Below are 24609 nucleotides of genomic sequence, written 5' to 3' on the forward strand. Positions count from 1 at the left end.
ATGACCGAACCCGACCTCTTCCAGGTGGTCAACCCGGCCACCGAGGAGGTGATCGAGACCGTCGCGATGGCCACAGTCGCCGAGACCGACGCGGCGATCGCCCGCGCCAAGGCCGCCTTCGACAGCTGGCGGAGGGTCGCCCCCGCCGATCGCGCCCGGCTGCTGCGGGCCTTCGCCGCCGCCGTCGACAGTGACCTGGAGAACCTCGCCCAGCTCGAAATCGCCAACGCCGGGCACACCGTGGGCAATGCCCGCTGGGAGGCGGGCAACGCCCGTGACGTCATCGAGTACTACGCCGCCGCGCCGGAACGCCTCTTCGGCCGCCAGATCCCGGTCGCCGGAGGCATCGACGTCACCTTCCAGGAGCCGCTCGGGGTCGTCGGCATCATCGTGCCGTGGAACTTCCCGATGCCCATTGCCGCCTGGGGCTTCGCCCCCGCACTCGCCGCCGGGAACACGGTCGTCCTCAAGCCCGCCGAGCTGACCCCGCTGACCGCCCTGCGGCTGGCCGAACTCGCCCGGATCGCGGGCATCCCGGACGGCGTGTTCCAGGTGCTGCCCGGACGCGGCCCGGTGGTCGGCCAGCGGTTCGTGACCCACCCGGACGTGCGCAAGGTGGTCTTCACCGGCTCGACCCGGGTGGGCAGGGCGGTGGCGGCCGGGTGCGCCGAGCAGGTCAAGCAGGTCACCCTGGAGCTGGGCGGCAAGAACGCCAACATCGTCTTCGCCGATGCCGAGCTGGCGAGGGCCGCCGCCACCGCGCCCTACGCGGTCTTCGACAACGCGGGGCAGGACTGCTGCGCCCGCTCGCGCATCCTGGTGCAGGAGTCGGTGTTCGAGGAGTTCATGGCGCTGCTGGAACCGGCGGTGCTGGGCGTACGGGTCGGCGACCCGCGCGACGAGAAGACCGAGATGGGCCCGCTGATCTCCGCCGCGCAGCGGGACCGGGTCGCCTCCTTCGTCCCGGACGGCGCACCGGTCGCCGTGCAGGGACTGACGCCGGAGGGCCGGGGTTTCTGGTTCCCGCCGACCGTGCTCTCCCCGGTGGACCAGGACTCGCCCGCGTTCACCGAGGAGATCTTCGGCCCGGTCGTCGCGGTGGTGCCGTTCCGCGACGAGGACGACGCGCTGCGGATCGCCAACCGGACGGAGTACGGGCTCTCCGGCTCGATCTGGACCAGGGACGTGGGCCGAGCGCTGCGCGTCGCCCGAGGGGTGGAGGCGGGGAACCTCTCCGTCAACTCCCACTCCTCGGTGCGGTACTCGACACCGTTCGGCGGCTTCAAGCAGTCGGGTCTGGGGCGCGAGCTCGGGCCTGACGCTCTCTCCGCCTTCACCGAAACCAAGAACGTCTTCATCTCGACCGAGGAGTGAACAGTATGACCAAGCGACTGACCGGCCGGGTGGCGGTCATCACCGGCGCAGGCAGCGGCATCGGGCTGGCCACCGCCAGGAGGTTCGCGGCGGAGGGCGCGAAGGTGGTCTGCGTCGACATGAACGAGGACAGTGGGAAGAAGGCCGCCGCAGAGGTGGACGGTCTGTTCATCCAGGCGGACGTGACGGACGAGGACGCCGTCAGGGAGATGTACGAGAGGGCCGTGCGCGAGTACGGCAGTCTGGACATCGCCTTCAACAACGCGGGCATCTCGCCGCCGGAGGACGACTCGATCCTCACCACCGGCCTGGAGGCGTGGAAGCGCGTCCAGGAGGTCAACCTGACGAGTGTGTACCTGTGCTGCAAGTACGCGATCCCGCACATGCAGCGGCAGAAGAAGGGGTCGATCATCAACACCGCGTCCTTCGTGGCGGTGATGGGCGCGGCGACCTCGCAGATCTCCTACAGCGCCTCCAAGGGCGGAGTGCTGTCGATGTCACGGGAGCTGGGCGTCCAGTTCGCGCGGGAGGGGATCCGGGTCAACGCGCTCTGCCCCGGGCCGGTCAACACCCCGCTGCTCCAGGAGCTCTTCGCGAAGGACCCCGAGCGGGCGGCCCGCCGTCTGGTCCACATTCCGCTCGGGCGCTTCGCCGAGCCGGAGGAGATCGCCGCCGCGGTGGCCTTCCTGGCGAGTGACGACTCCTCGTTCATGACGGCGAACACCTTCCTGGTGGACGGTGGCATCTCCGGTGCGTACGTGACACCGCAGTGAGGCGGGCTCCGGCAGGTCCGACCGGTCGGCCGGGCCTGCCGGAGGTCAGTGGTGCCGGTCATCCCTGCGGCCGGGCCGCGCTCCCTATGGCCGGTCGGTCTCAGTGCGGGCCGCCGGGTGGGAGCTCCAGCTCGAACCAGACGACCTTGCCGGCGGCGGTGCTGCGGCTGCCCCAGCGGTGGGCGAGCTCGTTGACCAGGTGCATGCCCCGGCCGCCCTCGTCGGACTCCCGGGCGCGGCGGATCTTCGGTGCGTGGCTGTCGATGTCGGCGACCTCCACCGTCAGCACCGTGCTGCGGAAGATCCGTACCTCGGTCGGTGCACCCGCGTGCACCAGCGCGTTGGTGATCAGCTCGCTGGTCAGCAGCTCGGCCAGGTCGGTCAGAGCGCGCAGATTCCAGGACCGCAGCGTGCGGCGGAGGAAGCGGCGGGCGTGGCCGACCATCGCAGGGTCGCCCGCCAGCGGCAGTACGGCCAGCCTGTCCGTCCCCACCGGACGGGCATGCGCCATGATCACGGCGATGTCGTCGCCCTGTACGGACTGCGCGGTCAGCGTCGTGAGCACGGCGTCGCAGGTCAGCTCCAGGGTGCTCTGCCGGTCCGCCACCGTTCGGCGCAGCAGCTCCAGGCCCTCGTCCAGGTCCTGGTCCCGGCGCTCCACCAGACCGTCGGTGTAGAGGACCAGGATGCCGTCCTCGGGCAGCGTGAAGCGCACCGACTCGAAGGGCACCCCGCCGACCCCCAGCGGCGCGCCCGGCGGCAGCTCCAGCAGATACGCCGAACCTGAGGAATCGGCCACCACCGGCGGCAGATGACCGGCACTGGCGGCTGTGCAGTTCCGGTTCAGCGGATCGAAGACCACACAGATGCAGGTCGCGAACTGGCCCTCGCCGACCGCCGCCGCAGCGTCGTCCAGTCGTCTCAGCACCCGGGCCGGGTCCACGTCCAGAGTGATCAGTGTCCGTGCCACCGTGCGGAGTTGGCCCATCGTCGCGGCGGCCCTGATGCCGTGGCCCATCACATCGCCGACGATCAGCGCAACCCGCCCGCCGGAGAGCGGCACCACATCGAACCAGTCCCCGCCCACCTCGCTGATCACGCTGCTCGGCAGATAGCGGTACGCGATCTCCAGACCGAGCGTGCTGTGCACCTCCTGCGGCAGCAGACTGCGCTGGAGGGTCAGCGCGGTGTCCCGCTCGCGCCGGTAGAGCCGGGCGTTGTCGATGCAGACCGCCGCCCGCGCCGCCAACTCCTCGGCCAGCGCCACATCCTCGGCACCGAACGGCTCCGGATTGACCGTCCGGATGAACTCCGCCCCGCCGAGCACCACACCACGGGCCAGCAACGGCACCATCAGATACGAGTGCACGCCCGCCTCCAGGCTCGGCGCCACCCGATCCGGAGAGGCCACGATCCGGTGCAGCGCCGCCGCGTCCACCTCGGGCACCATGATGGACCGGCCGGTGCGAAGGCTCACCGCGTACAGGTCGGCCGACTGCGACACACCGCCGACCGGGTCCGTCGCTCCCGCCAGCAGGTTGGAGTCGCCCACCTCGCCGACCGCCACCGCCCGCATCAGCAGCGGCCCGTCCAGCGGCAGTGCCGTCGGCTCCTCACCCTCCAGCACCGACTCCAGCAGATCCACCGTGACGAAGTCGGCGAACCGCGGGACCACCGCCTCCACCAGCTCGCGCGCCGTACGGTGCAGATCGAGCGTGGTCCCGATCCGGGTGCTCGCCTCGTTCAGCAGTGCAAGGCGCTGCTGCGCCGCATGGGCCTCCTCCAGCGCCTGCTGGCGCAGCCGGGCCGCATCCCGCTCCCGGGTGTACAGCAGGGCGTTGTCGATGCACACCGCCGCCCGCGACGCCAACTCCCCGGCCAGCGCCAGGTCCTGCTCGTTGAACGGCTGCTCGGTCCGGTTCCGGTAGAAGGCCGCCACGCCGACCGCCGTACCCCTGGCGATCAGCGGCACCACCATCATCGAGCGCACGTTCTCCTGCGTTGCGGCGGCCCGGCGCTTGGGGTCGTCGGCGAACCAGCTCAGCGCGGCCTCGTCCAGCTTCGCGACCAGCACCGGACGGCGGTGCGCCAGCGCCCAGGCATACGGAGTGGACGGGGGGAAGCGGTGCACGTCGCCGAGCGGTGCGACGGCCTGTGCCCCCGAACCCGGCACGCTGTGGAAGGCCATCCGGCGCATCACCGCCGAGCGGTCCGCCGGGCTCGGGGTCTTTGCCTCCTCGCCGCGCACCAGCGCGTCCAGTACCTCCACCACCACGCTGTCCGCCAGTGTGGGCGTGGCCACCTCGGCCAACTCCCGTGCGGTCTGCGACAGATCAAGGGTGGTGCCGATCCGGGCCGAGGCCGTGTTCACCAGTGCCAGGCGCCCCTGCGCCGCCTTCGCCTCGCGCAGCGCCTGCGCCCTGGCCAGCGCCGTCTCGTGCTGCCGTTGGTAGAGCCGGGCGTTGTCGACCGCCACGGCCGCCCGCGCCACCAGCTCGTCGGCGAGCCTGATGTCCTCCTCGTCGAAGGACTCCCGCTCGCCGTGTCGCGCGTACATCAGCATGCCCAGCACGGTGCCCCGCGCAACCAGCGGGGTGATCCGCACAGAACGGGAGCGTCTGCCCCGGTAGGCCGCCAGCTGGTCGCTGGGCATGTCGTCGGTGAGCAACGGCAGCTCCCATGACGGGACCACCACCGTCCGGCCCGTGGACATCGCCTCGGCGTACCCGGAGTCCGGCGGAATCCGGTACACCGCCTCGATGGGCAGGTACTCGAAGGGGAAGTCCGGGGCCGTCGCGGCCACCGCCAGCCTGCGCACCTGCTGCCCACTCTCCTCCTCCTGCTGCCCCTGCTCGGGGCCCGACACCAGCCGCTCCAGCGCGAACACCCCGCAGGCGTCCGCCACCCGGGGCACCATCGCCTCGGCCAGCTCCCGTGCGGTGCGCCGCAGATCGAGGGTGGTGCCGATCGTCTCGCCCGCCGCCACCAGCACCGCCAACCGCTCCTGCGCCCGCGCCGCGCGGGACTCGGCCCGGTAGCGCGCCGTCACATCGACGATGGTGGAACTCACCCCGAGCACCTCGCCGTCGGGCCGCTCCAACCGGAAGTACGACGCCGACCAGGCACGATCGTGCTCAGGGTCACCCGGCGTCCGGCCGTGCGAGCGGGAATCGACCACCGGCCCCGCGCCCGCGATCACCCGCCGCATCGTCGCCTCGACCTCGGCGGCGTTGACCCCCGGCAGCACCTCCGTCACCCGGCGGCCCAGATGCTCCTCCACCGGCAGCCCGTTCGCCCGTGCGAGCGCCTCGTTGAGCCGGAGGTAGCGCAACTCGGTGTCGTAGACCGCCATCCCGACCGGGGACTGGTTGAAGAAGCCGTCCAGCACCGCGAGGTCGGCCTGCAACCGCCGCAGTGCGGTCACGTCCGAGGCGACCGCGAGGACCAGTGGCTGACCGTCGGGGCCCACGAACGGATGAGTGCGGAACTCCAGGTCCACATAGTGGCCCTCGCGGTGCCGGACCGGGAACACCCCGGACCAGGGCCGCCCGCTCAGAATGCTCTCGAACAGGCCCATCACCTCGGGCCGCCGCTCGTCGGCGACCAGCAGATCGGCGGCGAACCGGCCGAGGGCCTCCTCGGTGGAGAAGCCGAGCAGCGCCGCCGCATCCGAGCTCCAGTGCAGGATCCGGCCGTCGGAGCCGACCAGCGCGGTCGCGATCGGGAGCATCAGCAGGCCGTCATGCTCCTGCTCCCCACCCGTCGTCCGTCGGTGGGGCGCCGTACCAGGTCCCTGCTCGTCGGTTTGCATGATCACGCAACCGCCCGGGGGTCAGTCGTCAGCCCTGCCATACTCCCATGGGCTCAGGCACTCCATCCAGGCGAGCCCGGCCGTGCGCCGTGCGCGCGAGCCCGGTCGGCGCCAGGGTCTTGCGGGCCCGCCCCGGGCCCGGCGCGGTCAGTGGGACAGCGCGTGGGCGGCCACGGCCGCCGCACCGACCAGACCGGCGTCGGTGCCGAGCTCGGCCCGGTGGACGGCGATCCCGGCGGCGAAGGGCAGCGCGGCGTACGTCCGCAGGTGGTCCCGCAGCGGGTCGAGCAGCAGCGCGCCGACCTGGGCCACACCGCCGCCGATCACCACCGCGTCCAGCTCGACCAGCGTCGCGGTGGCGGCGATCCCGGCGGCCAGCGCCCGCGCCGCCCGATGGTACGCGGCCAGCGCGATCGGGTCCCCGGCGCGTGCGGCAGCCGCCACGGCAACGGCCGAGGCGTCCTCGGCGGCCGGACGCCAACCGGAGCGCAGTGCGTACCGGGCGATGGCGGTGCCGCTGGCCAGCTGCTCCACGCAGCCCCGGCTGCCGCACGGGCAGGGATCGCCGTCGAGATCGACGGTGATATGGCCGATGTGGCCCGCGTTGCCCGTGGTGCCGGTGTGCAGTTCGCCGTTCAGGACCAGCCCGCCGCCGACACCCGTGGACACCACCATGCACAGCACGTTGTCGTACGGCCGTGCCGCGCCGAAGCGGTGCTCGGCGGCCGCGATCGCGATCCCGTCCCCGGCCAGCACCACCGGCAGCCCCTTCACCGCCGGGTGGCCCGAGAGCCGATCGACAATCGGAAACCCGCGCCAGCCGGGGATGTTGACCGGGCTGACGGTGCCTCGGCTGATGTCCACCGGGCCGGCACTGCCCACGCCGAGCGCGCGCACCTCGGACCAGCCGGGCGCTGCGGCCAGCTCGTCCAGTGCATCGACCACCGCGCCGAGCACGGAGTCCTCGTCCAGGGCGGCGGGAGTGGGCCGCTGCGTACGGGCCAGCAGGGTGCCGTCGCCGTCCACCAGCGCCGCCGCGATCTTGGTGCCGCCGATGTCGATGGCCGCGAGCGGGGCCGCGTAGGTGTCCACGTGTGTCTCCTCCCGAGGGCGGCCGGGCGCCGCGCTGTGCAGATTCTGGCATCCCTCCGGCCGGGCGGCCGAAGCGCAGCCGACGGCCCAGCCGCCCAGCAGCCGCCTCAGTCGGTCGGTTCGGGGAAGACCCGGCTCAGCAGGTTCTGGAAGCCTTGCCGTTCCTCGTCGCTGAGCTGCTCCAGCGTGGTGAGGTTGGACATCAGCTCCGCGCGGATCAGGCGGACGGTCTCCTCGCCCTCCTCGGTGAGCATCACGTTCTTGATCCGCCGGTCGGCGGGGTCGACCTCGCGACGGACCAGCCCGCGCGCCTGAAGCCGGTCGACGATCCCGGTGACGTTGGAGGCGTCACAGGCGAGCAGGTCGGCAAGGGTGCGCATGGGCCTCGGCTCCCGCAGGAGGCTGAGCATCTTGCCCTGCATGAGCGTGAGACCGCGCTCCGCCGCCACCGCGGCGAAGTGCCGGTAGTAGCCTGCCGCGGCCCGCGCGAGTTGGTCCATGAGCTGGACGGGCGTGGGGACGGCCGTGCGCGGCGTGGCGGACTGAGTCATGGGTCAAGTGTAGGCAAGATTGCTTGACATCCTCAACCATTGAGGATTACTTTCATGCTATTGCTTGAAGACATCAACCATATATGCCTTCAATTGCCGGGCCCCGGAGCCCGTGCGCAGCCCAACTCCTCACCGGTACAGCGCTGTTCAGCGGCACCTTACGTTCAAGCCCCCTGCCACCTGGAGCACCACCATGACCTCCGCTCTGTTCGTCGTCACCGGCGCCACCCACTGGACCCTGGCCGACGGCACCCAGCACCCGACGGGGTTCTGGGCCGAGGAACTCGCTGAGCCGCACCGGATCTTCCGCGAGGCGGGCTACGAGATCACCGTGGCCACACCCGGTGGTGTCGCCGCGACCGTCGACCGGGGCAGCCTGAGTGCCGCGGCCAACGGTGGCCAGGAGCGAGCCGACGGCCTGGGCGCGTACCTCGACTCCATCGGTGCAGCCCTCAAGAGCCCGGCCAGGCTGGAGGACATCGACCCCGACGCGTACGACCTGGTCTTCTACCCGGGGGGACACGGACCGATGGAGGACCTCGCCCTCGATGCCGCCTCCGGCCGGATCCTCACCCGCGCCCTCGACTCGGGCAAGCCGCTCGGCGTGGTGTGCCACGCACCCGCCGCGCTGCTCGCCGCCCGTCGCGAGGACGGCAGTTGGCCGTTCGCCGGCTACCGGATGACCGCTTTCACCAACGCCGAGGAGACCGCGGTCGGCCTCGCCGCGGGCGCCAGGTGGCTGCTCCAGGACCGCCTCACCGAACTCGGCGCCGACTTCGTCGAGGGCGCCCCGTTCGAGCCGCACACCGTCATCGACCGCAACCTCTACACCGGCCAGAACCCGAGCTCCTCCGCCGCGCTGGCCCGTACGCTCGTCGAGGCCCTGTCCACCGACGCGGGCACCGTGGCGGCACGGCTGAGGGCCACCTTCGACACCGGCCGTACCAAGCCGCTCGCCTGGAGGCTCACCCGGCTGCGGGCTCTGCGCGCACTGCTCACCGAGCAGTCCGAGGTCTTCCTGGCGGCCCTCCGAGCCGACCTGGGCAAGAGCGCGACCGAGGCGTACCACGGCGAGGTCGGATTCACCCTGAACGAGATCGACCACACCCTGACGCACCTGGAGGAGTGGCTGCGCCCCAGGCCGGCCGCCGTTCCGGGCGCGTTCCTGCCCGCGGAGGCACGCGTGGTCCGCGACCCGCTCGGCGTCGTGCTGGTCATCGCACCCTGGAACTACCCGCTCCAGCTCGCCCTCGCCCCGCTGGTGGGCGCCCTGGCGGCGGGGAACACCGCCGTGATCAAGCCCAGCGAGCTCGCCCCGGCCACCTCGGCGGCGATGGCCCGCCTGCTCCCGCGCTACCTCGACCGGGAGGCCGTCGCCGTCGTCGAGGGTGCCGTGCCGGAGACCACGGCACTGCTGGAAGAGCGCTTCGACCACATCTTCTACACCGGCAACGGCACGGTCGGACGGATCGTCATGGCGGCCGCCGCCAGGCACCTCACCCCCGTCACCCTGGAACTCGGCGGCAAGAGCCCCGTCGTGGTCGAACCCGGTGCGGACCTGGCGGTCACCGCGCAGCGGATCGCCCGTGGCAAGTTCCAGAACGCCGGCCAGACCTGCGTCGCCCCCGACTACATCCTCGCCGTCGGCGACACCGCCCCCGAGCTCGAAACGCACCTGGCGGCTGCGGTCCACGCGCTGTACGGGGACGACCCGGCGCTCAGCCCCGAGTACGGGCGGATCGTCAACGAGCGGCACTTCGACCGGCTCGCGGCGCTGCTGGAGGACGGACGTGTCGTCACCGGTGGGGGACACGACCGCGCGAACCGCTACCTCGCTCCCACCGTCCTCGCCGACGTGTCCGAGAACGCGCCCGTGATGCAGGCGGAGATCTTCGGTCCCGTTCTGCCGATCATCGCCGTGCCCGACCTCGACGCGGCGATCGCCTTCATCAACAACCGGGACAAGCCGCTCGCCCTCTACGCCTTCACCGAGTCGGAGCGGACCAAGCAGCGGCTGGCGGAGGAGACCTCCTCCGGCGCTCTCGTCTTCGGTCTGCCCGTCTCCTACCTGGCGGTGCCCGAGCTGCCGTTCGGCGGCGTGGGCGAGAGCGGCATGGGCCGCTACCACGGCGAGTACTCCATCGACACCTTCAGCCACCTCAAGGCCGTCCTCGACAAGCCCCTCGGCTGACCCGGCCCGCGAGGAGCCGGCCCGGCCCGTGAGAAGCCGACGCGGCCCGCGGGAAGCCGGCCCGGTGCACGAGAAGATGGCGGTCCCCGGCAGCCGGCCGGGGACCGTCCCACCGTCAAAACCCAGGAGGGCACGAGCATGAGCACATCGAACACACCGGACCGGCCGGACCGCGGACCGGCCCCGGTCGACCACCAGGCGGCAGTCGCGGCGGAGAGCGCCAGACTCGTCACCGTGGCCAGGGAGGCCGACCTCGCGACCGCGATCCCCACCTGTCCCGGCTGGACGCTCGCCGACCTGGTCAGGCACACCGGCACCGTGCACCGCTGGTTCACCAACCTGCTGCGCCAGCGGGTCCAGGAGCGGCCGCTCAGCCGCGAGGTCGACCTGCGGCTGCCGGAGCAGCACGACGGCTATGTCGACTGGCTGGCTGCCGGTGCGGCCGAGGCCGCCGACGTGTTCGCGACCATCGACCCCGACTCGCCGATGTGGGCCTGGGGTGCCGATCAGCACGCCAGGTTCTGGATCCGCCGGATGCTGTTCGAGACCCTGGTGCACCGGATCGACGCGGAGCTCGCGCTGGGAGTCCGACCGGCGATCGACCGCGCGCTCGCGGTGGACGGCGTGGACGAGTTCCTGGTCAACCTCCCCTTCGCCGCATCCTTCGCCCCCAAGACCGCCCAGCTGCGCGGCGCCGACCGGGCCATCCGCTTCAGCTGCACCGACGGGGACGGCGACTGGCTGGTCCGCCTGCGTCCCGACGGCTTCGGGATCGAGGTGGACCGTACGGGGCCGAAGGCCACCACCCCGGATGCGACGGTCCGGGGAACCGCAGCGGATCTGCTGCTGCTCGTCTACGGCCGTCTGGACCACGCGGCGGGCGGCTTCGAGCTGCTCGGGGACAAGGAGCTGCTCGCGCACTGGTTCGCCAACTCCGAGTTCTGAGACGCCAGTCGGCCTGAACAGCGGCCGGTCGGACGACGGAGGCGCACCGCGCCTCCGAGCGCCGCAGACGCCGGGTCCCGGGCCGCGGATGCGCGCCCGGGTCCGTCCCGTCCGGACCCGGGCGCGACGGCGGCCGCGCACTCTCCACGGCGTTGCGCGCCTGGACAGTGCACGGCCGCCGTCTGCCGAACGATCGGACGGACAGGGCCGAAGCTCCGTGTGTGACCGGAGGCCCTGCCCGTGCGATGCCGGGGGGCGTCTGCACCGTTGCCACGCGGTCGGGCAGAGGAGTGACGGGTCGGGACGGTGAGGCGTGCCGGGGTGGTGGGGCGGGTAGGCGCTGAGCATGGGAGCGTCCTTCCGAAGGTTTCGCCGGGCCCGCCGGGGCGCGGCGCCGACCCCCGACCGCCCGAAGAGTGCTGGGCGGCCGGAGCCCGAGGAGGCCGTCGAGGAACTGGCCGCGCTCAGCGCGGACATGGAGCGGCGGCCCCCGGGCGCGACCCCGGAGGCCCGCGAGCGCTGGTACCGGCGCACGGGCAGCGAGCGCGCCACGGTACTGGTCCGCACCCTGGCCGGGCTGCTCGGACGCGGGAGCGTGGCGGCGGCGAAAGGCGCGGGCGTCGGCGGACGGGCGCTGGCCGATCGGCTCGTGCAGGCCGCGCCGCGCATCCCGGTGCGGGACCTGGCGACGCTGCGTGCCCACCACCCGGACGTCGCCGGTCCGGAGGACCTCGCCGACCAGCTGGTCGCCGGGGCCTGCCGGGCGTCGAGCGCGGTCGGCGCGAGCGTCGGTGCGGCGGCCATGCTGCCGGTGCCGCCCGCGATGGCGGTGGAGATCGCGGCCGAGACTCTCGCCGTCGCGGCGGTGGAGATCAAACTGATCGCCGAACTCCACCAGGTCTACGGTCAGCCCGCTGCCGGCACCGCCGCCCAGCGGGCCACCGCGTACGTCGTGGCCTGGGCGAACCAGCGGGGCATCGACCCGACGTCCCTGGTCGGCCCGGCGGGCTTCGCGGTGGTGGCTGTCGGTTCGGAGGTGCGGCAGAAACTGCGCAGGCGGCTGACCCGGAGTACTCTGCGCAGGCTGCCGTCGCTGACACCACTGCTGGTCGGCGCGGGGTTCGGCGCCACCGTGAATCGGCGCGACACCCGCAAGCTGGCCGACAAGGTCAGGGCCGACCTGCGCCACCGCCCGCCGGTCGATCCCGTCTACTGGTCCGACGCCGCCCCCGGCGGCCCGGCGCAGTGACGGCCGGCGCCCTCGCTCCTGTCCGGGTGCCCGGCACCCGCCGGCGGCCGAGTCCACGCCGGGTGCAGGTCCGCGCTGGCGATCCTGCTCGGGTCGGCGATGAACGCTGGCTCATGGCCGAAGCCCGACTGCTCCGGGCCACTGGCAGCTCCTGCCGCCGCTGACGGTCGGTGAACTCCCGCTCGTGCCCGTCCGCGCCGCTTCCTGTGACCACTATTGACGGGAAGTCTAATAGTCTCTAGCTTCTCGAAAGGAGGGGCCCGTCAGGCCGGCCGCCCCTCGGCGACCCGAGGAGGAGTTGTCCATGACCACGACCCAGCGCAGCAGCGACAGCAAGGGTGGCAGCGGGGCCGGCGCCCGGCCAGGCGCCGAGCGGTTGGTCAGGGACCGCCGACGCACGGCCGAGCGGCTGCTCGCCTCCTCCGCGAAGCTCTCCTTCGACCCGCTCAAGGACGTCGACTGGGCCGCCGAGCCGCTCCCCGGCCGCTACTACTCGCCGCCCCGGCAGCTGTCCCTCTACGGGACCGAACTCTGGGAGCAGTTGACGGAGGACCAGCGGATCGAGCTCAGCAAGCACGAGGTGGCGAGCATCGCCAGCGTGGGCATCTGGTTCGAGGAGATCCTGATGCAGATGCTGCTGCGCCACGCCTTCGACCGCGACCCGACCACCGCGCACGTGCAGTACGCGCTGACCGAGATCGCGGACGAGTGCCGGCACTCGGTGATGTTCGCGAAGATGATCTCCTGGATGGGCGTGCCCGCCTACGGTCCCGGACGGCTCTCGCACGAACTGGGGCGCTTCTTCAAGGCCACCTCGACCCACAGCCAGACCTTCGGCGGCACCATGTACGTCGAGGAGATCCTGGACGCCTTCCAGCGCGAGCTGATGAACGACGAGTCGCTGCAACCGCTGACCCGTCAGGTCTCCCGAATCCATGTGATCGAGGAGTCGCGGCACATCAGCTATGCCCGCGAGGAGCTTCAGCGGGGGCGTCTGGGCCCGGTCCGCCGCCGCTGGGAACAGCTGTTCATCGGACTGATCATCCTCCGGTCGACCAGGAGCCTGATCAACCCCCGGGTCTACGCCGCAGTCGGCATAGACCCGCGGGTGGGCCGCGAGGCCGCCCGCCGCAACCCGCACTGGCGGGCCGTCAAGACGGAGATGGCTGCCAAGGTGATCGGCGTCCTGGACCGGTCGGGTCTGGTCGGGTGCACCAACCGCTGGCTGCTGCGCAAGGCCGGTGTGATCGCCTGAGATCCCAAGTTCCGTAAGCCAAAGGCCGGTTGGGGGCGGCCCCCCGTGACCGTCCCCAACCGGCAGCTCAGAACTCCCTACCACCAGTTGGTGCAGGTGATCACACCGTCCGCGGTGAGAGCGCAGGCCCGGAACCGGTAGTTCGGGTCACTGCTGGTGGCCTTGGCGGCGGAGGTCTTCGAGCTGCCGTTGCCGTGGTCCACCTGGAAGGGGCCGCACTGGAGCCAGGTCCGCCCGCCGTCGCGCGTCCAGTCCATCCAGACGCTCTCGGACGAGGTGGTGGCGCCTTCGAGCTTCGCGAAGCCACGGCCGCCCGCGGACTGCAGCGAGATGGTGTCGCCGTCGTGGAAGGACGAACGCTGCACGGTGCCGGAGGCGTTGTCGGAGACGTCGACGAAGCCGTTGGCACCGCCGGAGCAGTCGGCGGCGGAGGCCAGCGCCGGGCCGGCCGCCGGGCCGACGATCAGCAGACCGGCGCCGAGCGCGAGCGCGGCAGTGGTGGCACCGATGGCACGGGTGATGAACATGACGATCCTCCTGGGTTGGTGTGACGGTGTGCTGCACGTCGGTGTGACGGTGTGCTGCGCGACGGGACTCAGCTGCAGGCCGGAACCCCGTCGAGCCAAGCGCCGCCCTGGACGTAGATGTTGGTGACCCACGCCCGGTAGTCCGGCAGGAACGACCAGGCGTCGTTGGTGATGCCCTCGGCCGTCACGCTCTGGGCGTGCTTCTGACAGCCGACCCGCACGGTGGCCGGGCCGGGGAAGGCGTGGACCCGGGCGCTGTCCATCGCGGGCTGGGTGTGCGACCACACGCCGGTGCCCCAGGTGCTGAACACCTGCCCCTGCACCGGGCCCGGGTTGATCCGCACCACCCCGAACAGATCGCCGCCGAGGCGGACGTCGTTCACCATGATGTGCGTTCCCGACTCCCGCGCCTCGACCATCTTCCCGGCGCCCAGGTAGACGGCGATGTGGTGGAGGTCGGCCGCGTTGCCGTAGGCGATCAGGTCACCGGGCAGCAGCGGACCGAGGCCCTGGTCGGGAGTGAAACGCTGCGCCGCGTGGACGGTGTAGAACTGGTCGTCGGCGGAGCCGCCCAGGATGTCCTGGCCCACGGCCTGGGCGTACGCGTACCTGACCAGCCCGGAGCAGTCGAAGCCGAGCCGTTCCGCGTCGTGGTCGCTCGCCGGGTCCACCCCGTCCGGGTGGCCGTACGTCGCGCCCGGCTGGTCGCCGTGACCACCGCCCCAGGTGTACCAGACGCCGATCTGTGAGCAGGCCGCCCGCACCGCGTTCTCGGCGGCGGCCGAGGCGCCGGGGGCGAGGACCGCGCAGTCACCGTCGGCGGTGGACCCGGGGAAAGCGGCACTGATGGCAAGGGCCTCGCCGGTGCTGTCGGGCATCGGACCGATCGCGAAGGCGAGACCTGCGGCGGCGGCCGCAGCGGCGGTGATTCGGATTCTCATGGTGGGTGCTCCACTCCTCGGAAGTTCCCGGCCGGTTCCCTGACGCGCCCTCGGGGTCTGCCGGCCCGGTGGCCGCCGGTCTCTCCCGACGCGGTCTTCTGACGCGGTGTCCCCCCGACGCGGTTGGACGGTCGGCTGGGTCGGCCCGACGGAGCGCGGCGGAGCCGGCGGAGCCCCTGCGAGCTCCGGCGGGCCGATGACTTGAGCCTTCCTCACCGAGCAGCCGAAAACTACGAGGCAGCCGTCTCCCACGGCGGCAGGAGACGGGAAACGATCGGGAAACCTCCCGTGACCTGCGGTGACGTCATCTCAGGACCCGGCGCACCCGGCGTCGTACGGCTGATCCGGCAGCAGCTGCGCCCACCGCCCCCGGTCCACGGGACCGACCAGGGTGCAGACCGCCGCCGCCTGCCGTCCCGGATCCGCGTCCCACAGCCTGACGGTGCCGTCGTTCCCGCTGCTTGCCAGCGTCGCTCCGTCCGGGCTGAAGGCGACGCCCCATACCGCGCTGGTGTGTCCGGTGAGGACGGCGATGCTCCCGTGAGTGCCGGTGTCCCAGAGGCGTACGGTGGCGTCGTTCCCGCTGCTGGCCAGGGTGTGCCCGTCGCGCTCGAAGGCCAGGCCCCGGACCGAACCCGTGTGTCCGGTGAGGACGGCGATGCTCCCGTGAGTGCCGGTGTCCCAGAGGCGTACGGTGGCGTCGTTGCCGCTGCTCGCCAGGATGCGCCCGTCGGGGCCGTACGCCAGCCCCCTGACCGAACCCGTGTGTCCGGTGAGCGTGCCGGTGAGCCGTCCGCCGGCCACCTCCCACAGAGCGATCGTCAGATCATCACTGCCGCTGGCCAGGGTCTGGCCATCGGGGCTGAACGCCAGGGCATTGACGAAATCGGTGTGCCCGTTGAGCACCGCCACCACCCGCTGGTCCCTGACGTCCCAGAGCCGCACCGTGCGGTCCTCACCCGCCGAGGCGAGCAGCCGCCCGTCCGGACTGAAGGCCACCGCGAGCACCGAACCCTGATGACCAGTCAACGTTGCCACCGGGAGTCCGCGGTCGATGTCCCACAGCCTGACCGTCCGGTCGGCGCCGCCGGTGGCGGCCAGCGAGCCGTCCGGGCTGCACGCCACCGCGAACACCGAACCCTCGTGGCCGGTCAAGGAGTGCAGCACCCGGTGCGACCCGGCATCCCAGACTCCCACCGTGTGATCGGCCCCGGCCGTGACCAGCCGCCGTCCGTCCGGGCCGAAGGCCACCTTCCACACCTCGGTGAACGGGCGCGGGACCAGCGCCGCCGTTCCCGGATCCCAGAGCACCACCGACTGGTCGAAGCCCGCGGTGGCCACCTGGCCGTGCGAACTCACCGCCACGCCCTGCACATAGTCCGTGTGACCGGCGAGCGTGGCGACCGTCCGCAGGCTCGGCACGTCCCACAGCCGCGCCGTGCCGTCGCCGCTCGCGCTGACCACCGTGCTGCCGTCCGGGGTGAAGGCGACCGCGTTGATGTCGTCGGTGTGGCCGGTGAGTGTGGCGGTGTTCTCGTGGCTGGTGGTGTCCCAGAGGCGCAGGGTGCGGTCGGCGCTCCCGGAGGCGATGGTCCGCCCGTCCGGGCTGAAGGTGAGGCCGAGGACATCGTCGGTGTGGCCGGTCAGCACCGCGACACTCTGCCGGCCGGCGGTGTCCCAGAGGCGCACGGTCCGGTCCGCGCCGGCGGAGGCGATCGTCCGCCCGTCCGGGCTGAAGGCGACCGCGTCGACCTCCTCGGTGTGACCGGTGAGAACGGCGACGGCCTGGTGGCTGGCGGTGTCCCAGAGCCGGACGGTGTGATCCGCACCCGCCGAGGCGAGCAGCCGACCGTCGGGGCTGAACGCCACCGCGCGGGCGGCGTCACCGTGGCCCGTCATCACGGCTCTCTCGCGGTGGGCGGCCACGTCCCACAGCCGCACCGTGCCGTCCGAGGCGGCCGAGGCCACCGAAGAGCCGTCCGGGCTGAAGGCCACCGACCGCACCCGCCCCCGATGGCCCGTCAGCGTGGCGATCAGGGTGCGCTCCGAGGTGTCCCACAGCTTCACCGCTTCATCCGAACCGGCCGACGCCAGCAGGCGGCCGTCCGGCGCGAAGGCGACCGCGTTGACCGGCCCGCCGTGGCCGAGCAGTCGGCCCTGGAACGGCTGCGCCTGCGTACTCAGCAGCGCACCACGAGCCTCCACGGTCGGCGAACTCCGGTACGCCGCACGGGCCAGCAGCATCGCCGCCTCCGGCCGCCCGACCGCCAGCGCCGCCGCACGGGCCGCCATCGCCCGTGACTGGGCCTCGCGCCGTTGGGCGAGTGCCCCGGACCGCTGCTGCAACGCCAGGGCCCCGGCCAGCAGGGTCAGCGCCAGCAGGGCGGCGAGCGTGGCCACCATCCGCCGCTGGCGGCTGGACTGCCGCTCGGCCGCCTGCCGCTGGGCCTCCTCGGCGGCCACGCTCGCCGACAGGAAAGCCGCCTCGCCGCTGCCGAGTTCAGAGCGCCGACCGCCGTCCTCGGCCCACTCCCGGGCCGCCGCCAGCTTGGTGCCCCGATACAGCAGAGCGGGGTCCTGGCCTTCGCGCTGCCACTCCGCCGTGGCCTCCGCCAGCTGCTGACGGCCCAGCAGCGCCGTACGGTCTACCTGGATCCAGCGCCGCAGGCGGGGCCAGGCCCGCAGCAGTGCCTCATGGGTGATCTCCACCGCCTCGCGGTCCGCCGTGACCAGCCGGGCCCGGACGAAGGCGTCCAGCACCGCCGCCGCGCCGTCGGGGTCGGACGACTGCCGCAGCAGCCGGTCGCGTTCCGCGCGCGAGCGGGTCTCCTCGCCGCCCTCCCGCAGATGCACGAGCCGCACCAGCAGGCGGCGTGCGAGCCGCTGTTCGGCGGGGGTGAGCCGGGTGAAGACGTCCTCGGCGGTCCGGGCGACCGCGCCGTGGATTCCTCCGCTGTGCAGATACCCCTCCACGGTCATGACCCGGCCCTGGCGCTGGTGCCAGGTGGCGCGCAGCGCGTGTGAGAGCAGCGGGAGCGCCCCGGCTGGCGGTCCGGCCCCCACGGCGCCGCCGGGCAGGTCGTCCGGGCTGCCGAGGTCGCGCAGCAACAGCTCCACCAGGCCGGGTTCCAGGACCAGTTGGGCCTGTTCCGCAGGGCGGGTGATCGAGGCGCGCAGCTCGGCGGCGTTCATCGGCGGCAGCGCGAGCGAGCCGTGGGTGAAGACCGGGGCGAGTTCGGGGTGCTCAAGACATCGCCCGCAGAAGTCGGCCCGGACACCCAGCAGGACGGCCACCGGCAGCCGGGCCGTGGCCGCGTCGGAGGGGGCGGTGGACTGCGGGGGAGCGGCGAGGCCGTGCAGAAAGCGGATGAAGGCGCGCTGTTCGGCCTCGTCCGTACAGAGGGTGAAGGTCTCCTCGAACTGGTCCACCACCAGCACCAGACCACCGGGTGCGCCGCTGCCGGCGGGCCGGGAGGGCTGGATTCCCGGTTCGACCCCGGGTTCGGTCCCGGGCTCGGGTCCCGCGCCGACGCCCGGCGCGGCGGCGGGCAGCTGCCAGGCGCGGCCGAGCGCTGCCCGGAACTCCTCGGCCGCCTCCTGGGGGGAGCCGAGCAGTTGAGTGACCGTCAGACAAGGCGCCACGCCGCCCAGCGTCGACTCCAGTGCTCTGAGCAGCGCGGCGAGCGGTCGGCCGGTCGGGGTGCCGACCACGACGGGCCAGTCCGCGCAGTCGGCCACCGGCGGTGCCCCGTCCTGCGACGGCCGGTCCGGGAAGCGGCCGTCGCGGAGCGCGGGCAGCAGTCCCGCCATCAGCAGCGAGGACTTGCCCGCGCCGGAGGGGGCCACCAGCGCGACCGGGCCGCGGCCGATCCGCTCGGCCAGCCGGTCGAGCAGCGCGGTGCAGGTCGCCTCACGGCCGAAGAACCACCGGGCCTCGCGCGAGCCGAAGGCCGCCAGTCCCGGGTACGGACACTCGGGACGGGTCGCGTCCGCGGCGTGCGGTTGGCCCTCGCCCGGTGGTTGCGCCGGTGCCGGGACGGCCGTGCGCGCCTGTTCCGTACCGACCAGCCGCAGCAGCAGTCCACCGGCCTGAAGGGCTTCGTCGCAGCGGCGGGCCACATCGGGCGTGGCCGGCTTGGTGCCGTTCTCGATCTTGCTGAGATAGCCCTTGCTGTAGTGGATCAGCCGGGCGAGTTCGCTCAGCGACATCCGCCGGGCTGCCCGCAACTCCCGTAGCCGTACGCCGAACTGGCTCTCCGCCCCCTCCGGCCCGGCCTGTGCCGCGCCGCTCCCGCCCGCCTTCGGTCCCCGGTCCATACGTACCCCTGCGGTCCTCGCCCGGACCCGCTCCGCCGATCGGGTCCTCGGTGTGGCACCGTCAGGTTACGTTCCGTAGCAGCCCTCGCGAGGGCCGTACAGGGGCCGCCCCCCGGGAGGGGTGGCTCCGCGGGACAGGTCGGCCCGTTCGGGGGACGGCCGGGCCCTGCGCAGTCGTATGAAGCATCGAAAAGGATCTGTGCGTTCGAGTATGCGCAGGCCGGTCAGAGCGGGAGCAGGTCGGGGCGCTTGGCCTCGACATGGTCGCCCGAGGACTCGCCGCGCAGTCGGCGTCCGACCCAGGGCAGCAGGAACTCGCGCGCCCACTGGATGTTCTCCCGGCGGACGTCGGCCGAGGACGGCGTCGGCTGGAACGGCCACGGCGCCTCCGGGTCGTCCACAGCGAGGCCGAGGGACCGGGCGGCCAGCAGGGCGACGCGCTGGTGGCCGTCGGGGGAGAGGTGCAGCCGGTCCTCGCTCCAGGCGCGGCGGTCGTGCACCGAGCGCAGCGACCAGAGGTCGGCCACGGCGCAGCCGTTGCGGTCGGCGATCGCCCGCAGATGGTTGTTGTAGGTCGCGATCTTGCCCCGGAGCAGTCCGAGCACGGGAACGCCACGGGTGTCGAAGCCGGTGCAGATCAGCAGCGTGCCCACGTGCTCGCGCAGCTCCACGATCGCGGCCTCGAACCGCTCCGCGACATCGTCCGGGTCGCTGCCCGGCCGCAGGATGTCGTTTCCCCCCGCGCACAGCGTCACCAGATCCGGCGCGATCCGCCGCACCTGGGGAACCTGCTCGGCGACGATCTGGTCCAACAGCCGTCCCCGGACGGCAAGGTTGGCATAACGGAAGTCGCCGTCGGGGCGGCGTGCGGACAGCATCCCGGCAAGGCGGTCGGCCCAGCCGGCGAACTGGCCGTCCGGGCGCGGATCGTTGAGGCCCTCGGTGAAGCTGTCCCCGAGGGCTGCGTAGGAGCTGAGGTCAAGGGTCTCCTGGTTGTCAGCCATGACCGTAATACTTCACTGACTAAAGTAACCTACGCCACCGTAGGTGACAGGTCGCGCTGCGTGATCTCGGCCACGCCCTTGCCGACCTGCGACGATGTGCTCGACGAGGGCGAGTTCCACCCACTGGACCTGACATAGCGTCTAGAGTGGTCGGGACTCCCGGGGCCCAGGGAGCGGCAGTCGGGGCGGGTGAGGGGTGGACGTGGAGGCACTGTCGCTGCCGTCGCTGGTGCGGGCGCTGGAGCGGATCGGTCCGACTGAGGCCGCTCTCGGCCCGCTCGCCGGGCATCTTCCGCTCGCTGCTTCCCGGGCCGCTGCTTCCCGGGCCGCTGCTTCGGAGGCTGGTGTTTCCGAGGACCTGGCCTGGGCGGTCTCGGCCGGGCGGGCGCTGTGGGCGCGGGCCGAGGCCGAACCCGCCGTCGCCGAGCTGCTGCGTGCCTGGTGGCGGGGCCTCGCAGGGGTGGCTGATATGACGGTCAATCAGGTGTCCGGTGAGGCGGAGATCGGCACCCTCGTGCAGGCCGGTTCCATCGGGCAGATCAACCTGCACCCGCCCGCGCTCCCGCCTCGGGCACCGCAGCAACTTCCCTTCCATTCGGGCAACTTCGTTGACCGGGATGATGAACGTGCCTCGTGTACAGCCGTGTTGGACCGTCCCGGGGAGGGCCGCCCGGCCGTGCTGGTGCTCAGCGGGGTCGGCGGCGTCGGCAAGAGCGCGCTGAGCCGCCGCTGGGGCCACGAGGTCAGGGGGCAGTTCCCGGACGGAGTGCTCTATGCGGACCTCGGCCGACTGCGCCGGGACGGCGGGGTCGACCTCGCCGAGGTGCTGGCCGACTTCCTGGAGGCGCTGGGTGTGCACCGGTTCTGGCACCCGAAGGGCCTGGCTCGGCTCCAGGCGCGCTTTCGCAGTGAGACCCACGGCCGGCGACTGCTGGTCGTCCTGGACGATGTGCTGATGCGGGAGGAGGCCGAGGCGCTGCTGCCCGGCGACGAGCGCAGTGTCGTCCTGGTCACCAGTCCTCGGCGCCAGTACGACCTGGAGGACGAAGGCGCCGTGGCCGTCCCGATCGGGGTGCTCTCGCAGGAGCACGCCGAGGACCTGCTGGCCGCGCTGATCGGCAGGGCCAGGGCCGCCGCCGAACCGGATGCCGTTGCCGCGCTGGCCCGCTGGTGTGGCGGTCTGCCGATCGCGCTGCGGGTCGCGGGCGGACAGCTGGCGCGCCGCAGGCGGAGCACCGTGGCGGATCTGGTGGATGAGCTGGCATCGGCCGATCGGGCAGCCGGGGCCTGGGAGTCGAAGATGTGGGAACTCTGGGACGGCAGCTACCGCACGCTGTCCCAGAGGGCCGCGCGGCTGTACCGGCTGCTGGCCCACCACCCGGGGGTCTCCTTCACTCCGGCCGCCGCTGCCGCCGCGACAGCGCTCTCGCTCGCCGAGACCGAGGAGGCCTTGGACGAACTCCTCACCGCCAGCCTGCTGGAGGAGGACGGCGACGGTCGGCTCGGCTACCACCGTCCGCTGCGCGAGCACGCCCGTCGGGTCGCGCAGACCGAGGACCCGCGCGGTGCGGAGCGGCAGGCGTCCTGGCTGCGGACGGTCCGCTGGTACGCCCGGCAGGCCGAGCGTGCCGACCGGATCGCGCTCGGCACTCGCCTGCGCTATCTGACGCCGCTGCCCGACTGCCACGGTCCGGACGTCCCGTTCGCCGATGCGGCCGAGGCCAATGGCTGGTTCTGGGCCGAGCGTTACACCCTGCTCGGCTGTATGCACGAGGCGTTCGACCTTGGTGAGGACGAACTGGTTTGCCGGCTGGCCGAGCCGCTCTGGGCACTGGTGATGAACTACCGCCCGTACGCGTACTGGATCGCGGCGTACTCGATGGCGGTCGAGGCGGCCGAGCGGTCGGAGGATCTGCTGCAGCTGGCCCGCTTCCGCAGTCAACTGGCGCGCGCGTACTGGGAGCTGGGTGACATGGAGTCCGCCCACGCCGAGCTCGGCCCGGCGCTCGCGGCAGCCCGGGCTGCACAGGACGAGCGGGCGGAGGCCTCGGTACTGGAGTTCACCGGCAAGGCGTACCTGGCGGAGCAGCTGCTCGACCGGACGAATCCGGCGAATGAGCTGCTCGACAAGGCGGAGGACGCCTTCCGGGAGGCGCTGCGGATCAACGAGAGCCTCCACCGCTCGCGCGGTGCCCGGCTGCAACTGCACCATCTCGGGCAGGTGTCGGTACGGCGCGGCCGATGGGAGGAGGCCGCCGAGGTGCTCGTCCGGGCCTTCGAGCTCGGTGCGGCGGCGGAGGTCTCGGCGGCCGGGGGCTCTTCGTCCGGGCCGCCTGCCGTCGCGCCTGTCGCCCCGCCGGCGGGACTGTCCGACGGCGGCCCGGACGAGCGCACCAGTGCCAGGATCGCGACCACCCTCGGCAGTGCCTGTCTCCAACTCGGGCAGTACGAGCGCGCCTTGGAGCTCCTCGACTGGGCGGACGAGATCGTCCGGCGTCGGGACACCCCGATGGACGAGGCGCCGATCCTGGAGAGCCTTTCCCGCGCCGCCGACGCCCAGGGCGACACCGCCCGCGCCCGGGAGTACCTGGCCCGTGCCCTGGCGATCCACGAGGCCACCGGCAGTCCCCGCGCCGCCGAACTGCGGGCGGCACTCGACAGCTACGGGGAACCGGAGTCCTGACCGGGCGGGCCACTGCGGTGGGCACTGCGACACCTGCGCCGGCGCGCCGACCCGGAGACCTAGGCGCCGGTTGCGGGTGTGAAGGTGGCGGTGTAGCGGTGGCCGCCGATTTCCAGGCGCAGGGAGCGCGGGGGCTCTGGGTGCGTGGCACTCAGGGCATGCTGGAGGGCGGAGACGGCCAGCAGGGGGTCAGGGCCCGGTCCGCCGCCGGCCTCCGAGCGCAGTTCGGTATGGAACGGCCGCCCACCGTCACGTAGTTGGAGCAGACATCGGGTGCGGTCCAGCACCACGGCCGCGATCCGGCACTGCGGGAAGCGGGCCAGTGTACGTTCCGGCCAGGTCTCGTCCACCGGGCCATGGCCGGCTCCGGTGCCCGCCCGACGGGCGAGGACGGTGGCGCTCTGGGCCAAGTGGTGGGCCTGTGGGGTCGGTTCGCAGAGCCGGTGCTGCTGTACGGGGGCGTCCGTGGGGGCCGGCGAGTGCGGGCTGAGGTCGAGCAGACGGGCGGGGAAGCGGCGGACGCGGATCACGGCCGGTTTGCCCTCGGCCTCGGGTTCCACCAGCTCCGTGCGGACCGTGAACTCGCGGACCGGCTCGGCGCAGATCGCGGGCAGCGGTACGGGCTGCGGCAACGGCCGCTCGGTGGGCGCGGGCAGGCCGAGGTGGCCGTAGATCAGCTCGGTGAGCAGCGCGAGGGACTGGTCCTCGTGGCTGAAGGCTCCGGCCGGGAGGGGTACCGGGGGCGGGACGTGGTCGAACTGGGGCCGCAACGGGTGTCGCAGGTCCAGGCGCGGTGCACCGCGCCGGAGTTCATTCATCGGCGAGTCCTCGGCGACCTCGGGTCCGCCGTCCGTTGCGAGCAGCAGTGGCAGGCCGACCGCGGCACCGTAGAGGGCGACCGAGCCGTGGTCGCAGACCAGGGTGTCGGCGGCGACCAGGGCGGCGCGCCAGCCCTCGTCCGGCGGTATCAGGATCAGACCTGCCGCCAGCGCGGACCTCAGCCACAGCCGGAGCTGGAACTCCCCGTGGTACGTCCACACGTTCGGGTGCATGACGAGTGCGGTGCGGTACTCGTCCACGGGCAGTTCGGCGAGCAGGCGGGCCGCGAGCTGCGGATGACGTCCGATCAGTGACTCCGGGCCCCAGGTGGAGGAGAGCAGTACGAGCGACTGCGCCGGCCCCACAGCGAGCGCGGACCGGTAGTCCTCGCGCCAGGGCAGGCTGGCGCGCAGGCGGTCGTGGCAGGGGTCGCCGACGACGGTGGCGTACTCGGCGGCGGGCGGGCAGTGGTGTCCCAGGCGGCGTACCTGCTCGGGGTGCGCGAGACCGATGCCGGCCGGGACGACCCGTCCGTTGTGGAGCAGCTGCTCGGGGGTGAGGCCGGAGGGCGCAGACTGTGCGGCGGCGTACTCGGGCTGGAGCTTGTTGAACCCCGCTCCGTGCGGGACGAGCAGGACCGGGGTGGGGAGGGCGTACAGGTCGCCGTTGGCGCTGGCGGTGAGTGCCAGGTGGAAGGGACGGCGGACGGCTTCGTCCCACGGGATGCTGCGGGCGTCGAGCGTGTCGAGCAGTGCGGGCAGCCCGTCCTCGAAGGCCGAGCCGGCGGCGACGGTGAAGGAGAGTTCGATCCGGGTGTCGTCGGCGAGTACCGGGACGATGTCCAGCAGCCGGTTGAGAGCGGTGGCCGTACGGATCACCAGGAGGACTCGGCGGACGGTAACGACCGTCGCCGCGCCCCCGAACCGCACCTCGGCCACCTCATCCGCAACCCCACCCCGACGACCTCGCCCAGTCCTCCCGGCTCCCGGCTCCCGGCTCCCGGCTCCCGGCTCCCGGCTCCCGGCTCCCGGCTCCCGGCTCCCGGCTCCCGGCTCCCGGCTCCCGGCTCCCGGCTCC

15 protein-coding genes and 1 pseudogene are annotated in these 24609 nt (G+C 72.6%); 8 read left to right on the forward strand and 8 right to left on the reverse strand.

What is annotated here, in order from left to right; genetic code table 11:
• Together P3T39_RS29055 and P3T39_RS29060 are read left to right on the forward strand one after the other, a co-directional pair.
• Positions 1 to 1374 (forward strand): aldehyde dehydrogenase family protein, encoded by a 1374-nt coding sequence (locus tag P3T39_RS29055; RefSeq protein WP_280702176.1) that lies wholly within the window; start codon positions 1 to 3, stop codon positions 1372 to 1374.
• A gap of 5 nt (positions 1375 to 1379) precedes the next feature.
• On the forward strand, positions 1380 to 2147 hold the full coding sequence (locus P3T39_RS29060; RefSeq protein ID WP_280702177.1) for a 3-oxoacyl-ACP reductase: 768 nt from the start codon (positions 1380 to 1382) through the stop codon (positions 2145 to 2147).
• A gap of 100 nt (positions 2148 to 2247) precedes the next feature.
• On the opposite strand, the gene P3T39_RS29065 is transcribed toward P3T39_RS29060, so the two are convergent.
• The 3 genes from P3T39_RS29065 to P3T39_RS29075 form a co-directional block, all read right to left on the reverse strand.
• A complete protein-coding gene (locus P3T39_RS29065) occupies positions 2248 to 5877 on the reverse strand; it encodes a SpoIIE family protein phosphatase (RefSeq protein ID WP_280702178.1) in 3630 nt (1209 codons plus the stop codon).
• 228 nt (positions 5878 to 6105) lie between these two features.
• Positions 6106 to 7050 carry an ROK family protein gene (locus P3T39_RS29070; protein WP_280702179.1) on the reverse strand — a complete coding sequence of 315 codons (945 nt, stop codon included), beginning with the start codon at positions 7048 to 7050 and terminating at the stop codon, positions 6106 to 6108.
• A gap of 107 nt (positions 7051 to 7157) precedes the next feature.
• Positions 7158 to 7601: a MarR family transcriptional regulator gene (locus tag P3T39_RS29075; protein ID WP_280702180.1), complete on the reverse strand. Its 444-nt coding sequence runs from the start codon at positions 7599 to 7601 to the stop codon at positions 7158 to 7160.
• A 193-nt stretch (positions 7602 to 7794) separates the two neighbouring features.
• Between P3T39_RS29075 and P3T39_RS29080 the strand changes: the two are divergent.
• The 5 genes and pseudogenes from P3T39_RS29080 to P3T39_RS29100 all read left to right on the forward strand — a co-directional run.
• Positions 7795 to 8487 (forward strand): annotated as a pseudogene (locus P3T39_RS29080) (type 1 glutamine amidotransferase domain-containing protein); the annotation flags it as partial.
• The gene (locus P3T39_RS29085) at positions 8485 to 9792 is read left to right on the forward strand and encodes an aldehyde dehydrogenase family protein (protein ID WP_280702193.1); all 1308 of its coding nucleotides are present in this window, start codon (positions 8485 to 8487) and stop codon (positions 9790 to 9792) included. The pseudogene P3T39_RS29080 and the gene P3T39_RS29085, both read left to right, overlap by 3 nt.
• A gap of 138 nt (positions 9793 to 9930) precedes the next feature.
• Positions 9931 to 10737 carry a maleylpyruvate isomerase family mycothiol-dependent enzyme gene (locus P3T39_RS29090; RefSeq protein ID WP_280702181.1) on the forward strand — a complete coding sequence of 269 codons (807 nt, stop codon included), beginning with the start codon at positions 9931 to 9933 and terminating at the stop codon, positions 10735 to 10737.
• A 346-nt stretch (positions 10738 to 11083) separates the two neighbouring features.
• Complete coding sequence (locus P3T39_RS29095; RefSeq protein WP_280702182.1) at positions 11084 to 11986, forward strand: hypothetical protein; 903 nt, start codon at positions 11084 to 11086, stop codon at positions 11984 to 11986.
• Between the two features lie 304 nt (positions 11987 to 12290).
• The gene (locus tag P3T39_RS29100) at positions 12291 to 13241 is read left to right on the forward strand and encodes a diiron oxygenase (RefSeq protein ID WP_280702183.1); all 951 of its coding nucleotides are present in this window, start codon (positions 12291 to 12293) and stop codon (positions 13239 to 13241) included.
• Between the two features lie 77 nt (positions 13242 to 13318).
• Here P3T39_RS29100 and P3T39_RS29105 read toward each other — a convergent pair whose 3' ends face one another.
• From P3T39_RS29105 to P3T39_RS29120, 4 genes are all read right to left on the reverse strand, one after another.
• Positions 13319 to 13768 (reverse strand): hypothetical protein, encoded by a 450-nt coding sequence (locus tag P3T39_RS29105; RefSeq protein ID WP_280702184.1) that lies wholly within the window; start codon positions 13766 to 13768, stop codon positions 13319 to 13321.
• A 68-nt stretch (positions 13769 to 13836) separates the two neighbouring features.
• The gene (locus P3T39_RS29110; protein WP_348534398.1) at positions 13837 to 14709 is read right to left on the reverse strand and encodes an NlpC/P60 family protein; all 873 of its coding nucleotides are present in this window, start codon (positions 14707 to 14709) and stop codon (positions 13837 to 13839) included.
• 309 nt (positions 14710 to 15018) lie between these two features.
• Positions 15019 to 19026 (reverse strand): helix-turn-helix domain-containing protein, encoded by a 4008-nt coding sequence (locus tag P3T39_RS29115; RefSeq protein WP_280702185.1) that lies wholly within the window; start codon positions 19024 to 19026, stop codon positions 15019 to 15021.
• Between the two features lie 224 nt (positions 19027 to 19250).
• Positions 19251 to 20030, reverse strand: coding sequence for an SGNH/GDSL hydrolase family protein (locus tag P3T39_RS29120; RefSeq protein WP_280702186.1), 780 nt, complete (start codon positions 20028 to 20030; stop codon positions 19251 to 19253).
• 202 nt (positions 20031 to 20232) lie between these two features.
• Here P3T39_RS29120 and P3T39_RS29125 point away from each other — a divergent pair, with 202 nt between their 5' ends.
• Positions 20233 to 22713: a tetratricopeptide repeat protein gene (locus P3T39_RS29125; protein WP_280702187.1), complete on the forward strand. Its 2481-nt coding sequence runs from the start codon at positions 20233 to 20235 to the stop codon at positions 22711 to 22713.
• A gap of 59 nt (positions 22714 to 22772) precedes the next feature.
• Here the strand turns inward: P3T39_RS29125 and P3T39_RS29130 are convergent, their stop codons facing one another.
• Positions 22773 to 24461 carry a translation initiation factor 2 gene (locus P3T39_RS29130; RefSeq protein WP_280702188.1) on the reverse strand — a complete coding sequence of 563 codons (1689 nt, stop codon included), beginning with the start codon at positions 24459 to 24461 and terminating at the stop codon, positions 22773 to 22775.
• Positions 24462 to 24609: the final 148 nt, after the last annotated feature.

Source organism: Kitasatospora sp. GP82 (genome assembly GCF_029892105.1).
Classification (GTDB): Bacteria; Actinomycetota; Actinomycetes; order Streptomycetales; family Streptomycetaceae; genus Kitasatospora.